Here is a 9,269-nt window from a genome sequence, read left to right on the forward strand (position 1 = left end):
CCCAACACCCACCCGACCTCCTGGCCAGCATCTGCTGACAGTCGGCCGGTGACAGTCGGCCGGTTTGGCCCCCACCTGACCGCCTGCCGCTTCCCACCACAGGTCATGAGGAAAAGGCGCTGGCTGGCCGGCAGCGCCGCGAACCGTGCCGACCGGCAGACCACCAGGTGCCGGCCGTCCTTCCGATTACTTGCCTTCCGGCCGCGGGCGGCAGCCGTGGACCCACGCGGTCGGACGAGGGTTCCGAAGGCCGCCCGGTCCCGTGATCTGGGGGTAAGGCCGGCTAGGAGCGGCGGGCCATCTTGATGGTCTTCTCCAACTGGTCGCGGTCCACCTCGGCGACCCGGCCGTTCGTCGGCATGGTCGGGATGTGGCCGCCGCCGAGCACCAGGTCGGTGGTGTGGCGCAGGCCCATGTCCTTCTGCTCGACGTCGAGGATGGCCTCCTCTACCCGGTAGAGCTTCTCGATCTGCGACACCTTCGCCTCGACCTGGGCGGCGACGATGCGCAGCCGGCGTTCGGCCTTGGCCAGGCGTCGCTCCAGCCGGCGGTCGACGATGTTCGGCATCGGCTCGTCGCGCTCCGTCGGGTCGTGCAGGTACAGCTCGACCGCCACGGCGACCAGCGGGATCAGCGCCTGGAACAGGATCACCGCGCCGCCGGTGCTCTCACCGGCCGTGCCCTGGGTGCGCACGAGCACCCCGGCGATGGACAGCAGCAGGAAGATCGCCGTGGTCAGGCTCAGCGCCAGCGGGGACGACTTCGACTCGACGAGCTGCTCGCGGACGTCAAGATCGATCTTGAAGCGGCCGGCGTCGGCGTCGGCGAGCATCTGCTTCTGGGCGCGGGCGAGGATGGATGCCTTGATCCCGTGTGCGAGCGCCACCCCGGCGATGAACACGGCGACGCCGAGCAGGCCGCCGAGCCACCATTCCGGACCGTAACCGCCGACGTCGGCGAGCACCGCGTAGGACTGCGCGAACACGTAGAAGTCCAGCGCCGCGAGCAGCGTCAGGACGACTGTGCGGGCCGGGCCGGCCAACGCCATCTGCGGGATACGTTCCTGCACCCCGACGCTGCGCCACAACCGGCCCTGCTCGACCTTGTTCTTGATCAACTCGGTCCGCCGTTCGCGGCGTTCGGCCCGAGAGTCGATCTCCATCCGGAGCTCGGCGATCAGCTCCTCCAGGGTCCGGCCGTCGGCCCGCACGGAGGCCCGGACCTCCTGGACCTCCGCCTCCTCCAGGCTCTTGAGGACCTTGGGGCGAGTCTCCGCGCCCGCCAGCGCGATGTCGGCGTCTCCCACCCGGCGGATGAGCTGCTTGGCCAGACGACCTGGCTGGTTTCCCCTGCGCAGCACCGTTTCAGGCTCCTACTTTTCCGGTGTCGGTCCCGATGGGCGGTTAGTGGATCGGGGGGTAGCGAATCGGGGAATGGGTGGCTAGTCGATGGGGCGGGCGAAGGTCCCGCCGACGAAGCAGAGCATGGCGCAGACGATGCCGAGCACCGAGGCGACCATGGCCTCACGCGCACCCTGCTGTTCGTCGCCGGAGAAGATCATGGTCAGTATGAGGGTGCCGACGCCGACGACGGCGCCGACGGTGCCGAGCATGAAGCGGCGGGCGATCGTCTCCCGCGGCGGCAGGGTCGACAGCGCGTCGATCGGGGCGATCCGGCCGGCTCGAGCCCGGTTGCCCACCCGGCGCCGGATGTCGCGCAGCCGGAAGGTGTTACCGGTGATGAAGAAGCTGAGCGCCGTCACGATCATCGATCCGGTGACGGAGACCTTGGCGAACGAGGACGACAGGGTCAACCAGACCCAGATCTCCAGCACCGCGAGCATGACCAGGCAGCCGGTGATCACAACCGTCGAGCGCATCAGGGCAGGGCTGAAGTGCTGGTCCTCGGGCTCGTGTAGAACGCCCATCGGTCGTCTCCTCGGCTTGGGTTCCACCGGCGCCATCGTGGCCAGCAGCGGTTCGGATGGATCGGCGTGACGCGTGCCGCGGCGGTTGCGGACGGGGGGCTCCGGGAGCTCGGGCGCTGCCGCGGCGGGCGCTGCCGGTGCGGCGGGAACGGCCGCCGCGACGGGCGCGGCGGGAACTGTGGGCGCGGGGGGAACTGCGGGATCGGTCAGCGTGGTCAGCGTGTCGCCTTCGAATGGATCGGGCCGGGACGGGTGCGGACGCCGGTGCCCGAGACCCGTACGGGAACTGCCCCGCCGTGATCCGTGCCTGGCCGACGGGACGCTCGCCCGGCCATAGCGGCCGCCGACGGGCGCCGACGGGCGGGAAGGCGGGCGGCGTGGGGCGGAGCTAGCTGCAGTCACTGCTGATCCGTCGGCACAGTTCGCCCTTGAGGTAACGGGCGAGATCCTGCTGCGGCCGATCCGTCGCGCCCTCGTTGACGCCGAGGAACCGGACCTTGTCGTCTCCGACCGTGGTGATCTGCTGGGTTTCGAAGCACCGTTTCACCAGCGCCTCGGCGATGGACGCGGACGCCTTCTTGCCGTCGACGTTGAGGCAGTCGGTGTCCTGACCGGTGCCGAGCAGGTCGCTCCAGACGAGGACGGTCACGTCGGTGACCTTTACGTCGGGCGTGGAGCGAACGGTGCTGAGCTCGTCGTTGATGCCGGCGAGCAGGCCCGTGGCGCTGCCCTTCGCGCTGATCCGCTCGGTCTGGACGACGTGGTCGATCTCCGTGCCGAGTGCCTTGGCAGCGGCGACCCGGTCCTTCTCCTCGCGGCGGTTGTTGTTCCGTTTGATCTGGAACATTCGGTCACCGTGGAAGCAGTCCGAGTACGTCATGGCCGCGCCGCCGCTGGCGACCAGCCGAATGTAGGAGCCGTCCTTCAGCGCCGTGTCGAGGTAGGGCTGCACCCGGGTCGCGACGCGCTGCGCGGTCGCGGCCGAGTTGTCGGTCACGTCGAGCAGCACCAGCAGCAGTGGGGCGCCAGCCTTGGGTGTGGAGTCCTGGTACTTGGAGCAGTCGATCGGGCCGCCCGCCTCGGACGCGCCGACCAGGCCGCCGGCGTTGCAGGCCGCGAGCATCGGCGTCGCCAGCATAGCTGCGGCCACCAGCCCGGCCAGCCGGCCGCGCAGGCGGTGGCCCCGGCGTCGGGACACGGGTTCACCCGTCGCGGCCGAGCCCGGGGTCGCCGGTGGACAGGCGGAAACGTCGCACGTCATCGAAGCACGATCTCCACTCGGCGTCGGCTCGCGTCGGCGACGTCGTTCTGCGCGCCTTGTTCGCCCCGGCCCTCGACATCCAGCACGGAGCTGGGGATGTTCTGCGTCGCCAGCCACGCCTCGACGGACTTCGCCCGCGCCAGCGACAGCTTCTGGTTGTCTTCGGTCCGGCCCAGCCCGTCGCTGTAGCCGATCACCGAGATGGGGCCGGGATGTTCGCGGATCGCGGGCAGGACCTGCTGCAACGCGGTCATCGCTTCCCCCCGTAGCTCGCTGCTGTTCGAGTCGAACAGATAGTCGGCGCTGACCGTCGTCACCTGGCTACCGTCCGGCTGGGTGATGAACTTGCTCAGCGGCGGTAGCGGATCCGCTTCGACGGCGGGTGCGACCCGTGTTGCGTGCGGAGCCGGGGTGAACGAGGCGGTGTCGCCGCTGGAGGAGCACCCGGCCGCGAGGCCGAGCAGCGCCACGGCGAGCGCCACACCCGTGCACGCGCGAACCCCCGGATTGCCGCGCCTGAACGTGGCATCTCCGGGTGTGGAGTGAGCGTGATACACGGTCTGCCCCCAACGGCGAATGCGGGGCCCACCATAACGGGGGGGATCGGGGTACTTCCCCGCACCCTCGGGCGTTGTGTGCACAGTGGGACAACCTGGCGTCGCGTTGAGCGGAGTGTTCCTCACGCGCCGCATGCACGCCGGTCGGCGTTCGTGTTCGGAGCGCTGGGAGTCTGCCGGTGGAGATGTCTCGGACAGATGTCTCAGACAGCAGAAGACCCCGGGGTTCTGAGCGGGCGCCCGCTCAGAACCCCGGGGTCGCCCGGGTGTGCTGTCGCTACGAGATCAGTAGCGAGTACCGGTGGTGGTCGAGGAGGCGCTCCGGCTCCGCCGCCGGCGCAGGCGTCGCAGCCCGCGCGCGCCAGAACGGTCCGCCTGGTTGACGTCGTGCCGAACTTCGTTCCGCATTCGACGCAGAATCTTCATGATGTTGCCTCCCCTTCGTCGGTCTCCGGTCTGATGTTCGTGTCATTTCCGGCTTGTCCGGTGACGCCTGATCAGGGTTTGCCCGGCCTCGGTGCCTTAACACCTGCCAGGTGACTAAAGCTGGCGGGCCGTCGGCCGGCTCGTGACGAAGATGGAGGTGGAGGGCACGTACCTGCCGCGTACCGGCCCCCACTGACCCCAGGTCCGCTCCTCGCCCGCCGGCCATTCCGGCTCGATGATGTCGTGCAGGATCAACCCGGCCGCGACGATTTCGCGGACCCGGTCGCCGATCGTGCGATGCGTCTCCGTGTAGATCGCCTGTCCGGAGTCGTCGTGCTCGGTGTAGGCGCGTCGGTCGAAATAGCTGTGGAACACCCGCAGCCCGTTCTCGTCCGGATCGTCCGGCAGGCACCACACGAACGGATGGGTCGTTGAGAACACCCAGCGCCCGCCGGGGCGCAGCACCCGGGCGATCTCCCGCATCACCGCCCCGCTGTCGGCCACGAACGGGACCGCGCCGAACGCGGAACAGGCCACGTCGACGCTCTCGTTCGCGAACGGGAGCGCGACCGCGTCGGCCTGGACCAACGCCACCTCGATGCCGGTGCGGGCCGCGTAGGCGCGGGCCTGGGCGAGCTGGCCGCCGGACAGGTCGAAGCCGACCACCCGGGCGCCGTGGCGTCGCAGCCACCGTGCGCACTGGGCACCGCCGCAGCCGACCTCCAGGACTGTGCGGCCGGCAACGTCCCCGAGCAGGCGGAGCTCGGACTCGCGCAGCCCCTCGGGGCTCCAGCAGAAGTCGCTGTCACCGAGGAAGGCGCCGTGTTCGGCCTGGTAGTCCGCGGCCGCGTCGTCCCAGTAGGTGCGGCTGGCCCGCCGCGCGGTGTCGGGGTCTATATCGAGGTATCCATAGGCGGGTGGCTGCTGATCGTCGGCGATGCCGTCGACCGTGTCCACACTGTTGATCATGTCTGCGCTGTCGATCGCGCCGCCGATCGTGGCGGCGTCATCTGGACTACCCACGGTCGTTCATGCTGGCATCCGCGCGCACGGTGGCGCCCGGCGGGGCGTGGCCACTCGCCGCGTGTCGCCCCTGTGTGCTGGCCCCGGATGCCCGCGGGCGGCTGGCCCGACCGGCACGGTCGGGGGATGATCCCGTCGTCCCGCAACAGCACTGATGGTGGGGAGGTCTGCCGGTGGCTGGGGAGGTCGGTCAGGTGGCGGCGGAGGTAGGCGTCACGGCGGTGAGGTCGTCACGGTGGCGGTGAAGCCGTCCGGGTCGGCCGCCAGAGTCGGGCGGCTGCTGACTTTCCTCGGCGGCCACGGCGAGTTCGGCTACTCGCTCTCGGAGCTGGCCCGGGCCGTCGGCATGGACAAGACCACCTGCCAGGCGATGCTGCGCGCCCTCGTCGAGTCGGGGTTTGTCCATCGCGACGACGGGCGCCGCACGTACGCGCTGGGTCCCGCGGCGCTGGCGGTCGCCGCCGCCGACGGAGACCGGGCGCGGCTGGCCCGGCTGGCCCGCGCCGAGCTGGAGTCGCTGACCGCGGATCTGGACATCGAGACGTTCGCGACCATGACCTTCGCCGACAGCCTGCTCGTCCTGGCCCGCGTCCCCCGCTCCGCCCTGTTCGGTCTGTGCATGAGGGTGGGCCAGACGCTGCCGTTGCGCCCGCCCGTCGGCGCCGTGCACCTGGCCTGGGCGCCCCCCGGCGCCGTCGACGCCTGGCTCGCCCCGGCAGCCGCCGCCGGGAGGGACGCCGCCGGGAGGGACGCCGCTGGGAGGGACGCCGCTGGGACGCAGCCGGCGCGTCGACATCTACGGGCCGTCGATGCCGTGCGGGAACGGGGCTACTCGGTGACGGTGGAGGGCGCTTTGCGGTGGCGGCTGCGCGACGTGCTGGACCAGGTCGCCGACGCGCCGACCGATCCCGGCCTGCTCCGGGAGCGTGACGAGCTACTGCGGACCCTCGCCGAAGGCGACTACGAGATCCTCGACCCGGACGGGGCGAAGTCGTGGCCGGTGGGTGAGATCTGCGCGCCGGTGTTCGGCCGGGACGGTCAGGTCGCCGTGGCCCTCGGCCTGGTCGCCGCGCAGACGCTGGACACAGCCCGGCGTGCGGCCATGGTCGACCGGCTGCTGATCGCGACGTCCCGGCTCACCGCGCTGACCGGCGGCCGCTGGCCGGACTGAATCGGCCGCCGGCCGGACTGAATCGGCCGGTGGCAACGACCGGTTCAGTCTCCGCTGTGGCTGACCGCCGCGCCGATCACGGCCCGGTCCTCGGCGATCGTGATCGGCGTGTAGACGACCGTGCCGATCGGCTGCGGGTCGACGAGGCGTCCCCGGCGGCTCTCCCCGACCAGCCGGGCCCGGCCCTCCAGCGAGCCCGCGCCGACCTCGTGGTCGGCCGGTCCGAACGGGCCGGTGCCGACCAGCCCGGCCTGCGCGGGGGCCTCCGTCGCGTAGATCCGGACGACGGCCCCGGGCACGGTCGTCCACCGCAGCACGGTCCCGCCGAGGGTGGCGCGCGCCTCCAGGTCCAGCACCGGCCGCGGCCGGGCGACGACCCGGACCACCACCTCCGCGGCTCCGGAGGGGGCCAGCGCGTCCGAGCCGTCCGATCCGGCCGCCCACACCCGGTAGCGGTAGACCGCGCCCGGTGCCGTGTCCTCGTCGAGGAAGTAGCCGCCGGCGCTGCGGAACCGGCGCTTCGCCCCCGACAGCGGTGAGGTTTCGGCGAACGTCCGCTCGATCATCACCTCGTCGCGCTCCGGCATGGGCCGCCAGGACAGCGCGACCGCGTCGCCGGACATGCCGGCCCGCAGCGCGGTTACCGGTGGCAACAGCGTGCGGGTCGGCGTGCGGACCGGCGTCGAGCGCAGCCGGCCCGAGGGGTCCGTGACCATCGCGACCACCTCGTGCCAGTGTGGGACGCCCCGGGGTGCCCCGGCGTCGAACAGCTCGGTGCCGGTGGTGATGCCCAGGCCGCGTTCGCGGCGGCCGTTCGGCGCGGACGGATCCTCGAGCACCCGCGACACCCGGTAGGACGCGCCCGGGGTGACCGACGGCGCCCAACGCAGCAGCACCGCGCCGTCCTGCTCCACCGCGGTGAGCTCCGCCGGCGCCGCCGGGCGATCCCCCGGCGCCGCCGGGCGATCTGCCGGCATCGGCTCGACCGGCCGCGCCGGGGCCTCCGCATCGTCGGCGTCCCGCGCCTTCGTATCGCTGGCGTCCGGCGCGACGAGGGGCGGCGTTCGGGAGCCGGCGGCATCGAGCGCGTCCGGTGTCTCGGGGAACTGTGTCGGTGGCCGATCCGGGGGCGGCTGGCGGCCGGTTCGGCCGGCCAGCCGGGTCGCCTCGTCGCAGTCGTCGCCGGGTGGCGCGGGGTACCGCAGGTGCCAGGACAGGGCGTCCACGCGGCCCATTCCGGGCTGTGGCCGGGAGCGGGCGGCCTGCTCGAGTAGCTCCCGGGCCCGAGTCGGGACCGGGCGCCGGGCGGGGTCCTTGGCCAGCAGGCCGTCGAGCACCGGGGCAAGGGCGCCGGCCCGTGCTGGCGGGGCGGGCGGGTACAGCAGGATGGCGGCCAGCATCGCGCCGAAACTGTCCCGCTCGAACGGCGGGTGACCCTCGACGGCGAAGTACAGCGTGCCCCCCAGGCTGAACAGGTCCGCCTCGAAGGTCGCCGGTCGGTTGTCGAGCCGTTCCGGAGCCATGTAGAGGGGCGTTCCCAGTACGCCGGTGACCGTGAGGGTCGGATCGCCGTCGCCGGTGGCGATGCCGAAGTCGGTGAGCACGACCCGGCCGTCCGTCCCGATCAGCACGTTGGACGGTTTCACGTCGCGGTGGATGATGCCGTGATCGCGAGCGGCGACGAGCGCGTCGAGCATCGCGACCCCGATCCGGGCGACCTCGGCGACGGGCAGCGGGCCGTCATCTCGCACAACCTCGAACAGGGATCGGGATGGCACGAGCTCCATCACGATCCAGGGCAGGTCGTGCTCGAGGACGACGTCGAGGATCGTGACGACGTGTGGGTGGCCGCGTAGTTTCGCGGCGTGCCGCGCCTCGCGCATTGCGCGCTCTACCCGGTCCGCCCGCTCGGCGCCCGCGACGCCACCGGCGAACTCGATCTCCTTGAGCGCGGCCTCGGTTTCCAGGACGGAATCGAAGGCGCGCCAGACGGTGCCCATCGCACCCGCACCCAGACGCGCGACGAGTCGATATCGGCCCGCCACCACGCGGTTGCCTTCCGGAACGGCAGCCACGACACCCCCTTGGCTTCGTCCATTGTCGCAGGCCAGCATTCCAGGTGAACCGAAATATCATGACCGGCGCCGGGCCGCCGGCCAGCACCGACCGCAACGCCCTCGTTGATCTGCGTCTTTGTCGCGGTGTCATGGCGTGGGTCACCCGCGATGCCGGCACCGGCGGCACCGCGCCCCCAGCCACCCGTCGGCGTCAGGGCGCCGGGCGCAACAGGGGCCGTCCGGCATCGTCGACGTCCTGAACCGACGCCCGCGGGCCGGCGACCGAACCCGCGGCCCGCGGGTCCGATGGCACCTCCGGGCGCGGGTCGGCGGTGGGCGGCAGGGGCGGCAGGGGCGGCAGCATGACGAACGCGCAGGCCGCGGCGACGATCAGGGCGACCACCACGGACAGCAACACCCGGCCGGGTTCGTCGACGTCGAGGGCCCGGGCTAGCAGCACCCCGCCGCCGGAACCGGCGAAGGCGGCCAGGACGGTGACCACGACGCCGATCGCGCGATTGCTCAGGAACAACATCTGGGCGCAGATCGCGCCGGTGACCGTGGCGGCCGCGGGGCCCAGGACCGCGTGGCCGGCCCGGGCGGTTCCCGCCATCCAGACCCCGAGCGCACCGAGGAGCCCGCCGGCGGCGAGCAGCACGAGCAGCACCCCAGTCGACCCGGCCGCCGGTCGGGCCGCCGTGGGCGCGGCCGGTGGGGCGAGACGTTCGTCGTCGGCGGGGTCGTTCCCGGCGGATGGCGAAGGCGGGTCGGTGGCCGGGAGACGCAGGCGCTGCGAATCGGTGCTTGGATCCGGCCGCGGCGAGGGGCTCGGCGTCGGTGAGGGGGC

Annotated in this window: 7 protein-coding genes and 1 pseudogene; 1 reads left to right on the forward strand and 7 read right to left on the reverse strand. The window is 72.2% G+C overall.

The annotated features are described in order from the left end of the window. Positions 1-283 precede the first annotated feature (283 nt). The 5 genes from NBZ83_RS26085 to NBZ83_RS26105 form a co-directional block, all read right to left on the reverse strand. The gene (locus NBZ83_RS26085) at positions 284-1,360 is read right to left on the reverse strand and encodes a hypothetical protein (RefSeq protein WP_261571019.1); all 1,077 of its coding nucleotides are present in this window, start codon (positions 1,358-1,360) and stop codon (positions 284-286) included. 81 nt (positions 1,361-1,441) lie between these two features. Further along, positions 1,442-1,927: a hypothetical protein gene (locus NBZ83_RS26090; protein WP_261571018.1), complete on the reverse strand. Its 486-nt coding sequence runs from the start codon at positions 1,925-1,927 to the stop codon at positions 1,442-1,444. Positions 1,928-2,315: 388 nt separating this feature from the next. After that, on the reverse strand, positions 2,316-3,188 hold the full coding sequence (locus NBZ83_RS26095) for a hypothetical protein (protein WP_261568273.1): 873 nt from the start codon (positions 3,186-3,188) through the stop codon (positions 2,316-2,318). Then, positions 3,185-3,670: an OmpA family protein gene (locus NBZ83_RS26100; protein ID WP_261568272.1), complete on the reverse strand. Its 486-nt coding sequence runs from the start codon at positions 3,668-3,670 to the stop codon at positions 3,185-3,187. Before NBZ83_RS26100 ends, NBZ83_RS26095 begins: the two co-directional genes overlap by 4 nt. A gap of 615 nt (positions 3,671-4,285) precedes the next feature. Continuing rightward, entirely contained in the window at positions 4,286-5,140 is an 855-nt protein-coding gene (locus NBZ83_RS26105; protein ID WP_261568274.1) for a class I SAM-dependent methyltransferase, read from the reverse strand. A gap of 289 nt (positions 5,141-5,429) precedes the next feature. On the opposite strand from NBZ83_RS26105, the gene NBZ83_RS26110 reads away from it, so the two are divergent. Further along, entirely contained in the window at positions 5,430-6,365 is a 936-nt protein-coding gene (locus tag NBZ83_RS26110) for a helix-turn-helix domain-containing protein (protein WP_261575987.1), read from the forward strand. Positions 6,366-6,409: 44 nt separating this feature from the next. On the opposite strand, the gene NBZ83_RS26115 is transcribed toward NBZ83_RS26110, so the two are convergent. Both NBZ83_RS26115 and NBZ83_RS26120 read right to left on the reverse strand, forming a co-directional pair. After that, positions 6,410-8,440 carry a serine/threonine protein kinase gene (locus tag NBZ83_RS26115; RefSeq protein WP_261568270.1) on the reverse strand — a complete coding sequence of 677 codons (2,031 nt, stop codon included), beginning with the start codon at positions 8,438-8,440 and terminating at the stop codon, positions 6,410-6,412. Positions 8,441-8,633: 193 nt separating this feature from the next. Then, positions 8,634-9,269: pseudogene (locus tag NBZ83_RS26120) on the reverse strand (serine/threonine-protein kinase); the annotation flags it as partial.

The sequence above is a fragment of the Frankia gtarii genome (genome assembly GCF_025403375.1).
Lineage (GTDB): Bacteria > Actinomycetota > Actinomycetes > Frankiales > Frankiaceae > Frankia > Frankia gtarii.

Excerpts from the sequence above, each read along its gene's own strand:
- NBZ83_RS26090 (WP_261571018.1), bottom strand. The coding sequence starts at position 1,927 with ATGGGCGTTCTACACGAGCCCGAGGACCAGCACTTCAGCCCTGCCCTG.
- NBZ83_RS26095 (WP_261568273.1), bottom strand. The coding sequence starts at position 3,188 with ATGACGTGCGACGTTTCCGCCTGTCCACCGGCGACCCCGGGCTCGGCC.
- NBZ83_RS26105 (WP_261568274.1), bottom strand. The coding sequence starts at position 5,140 with ATGATCAACAGTGTGGACACGGTCGACGGCATCGCCGACGATCAGCAG.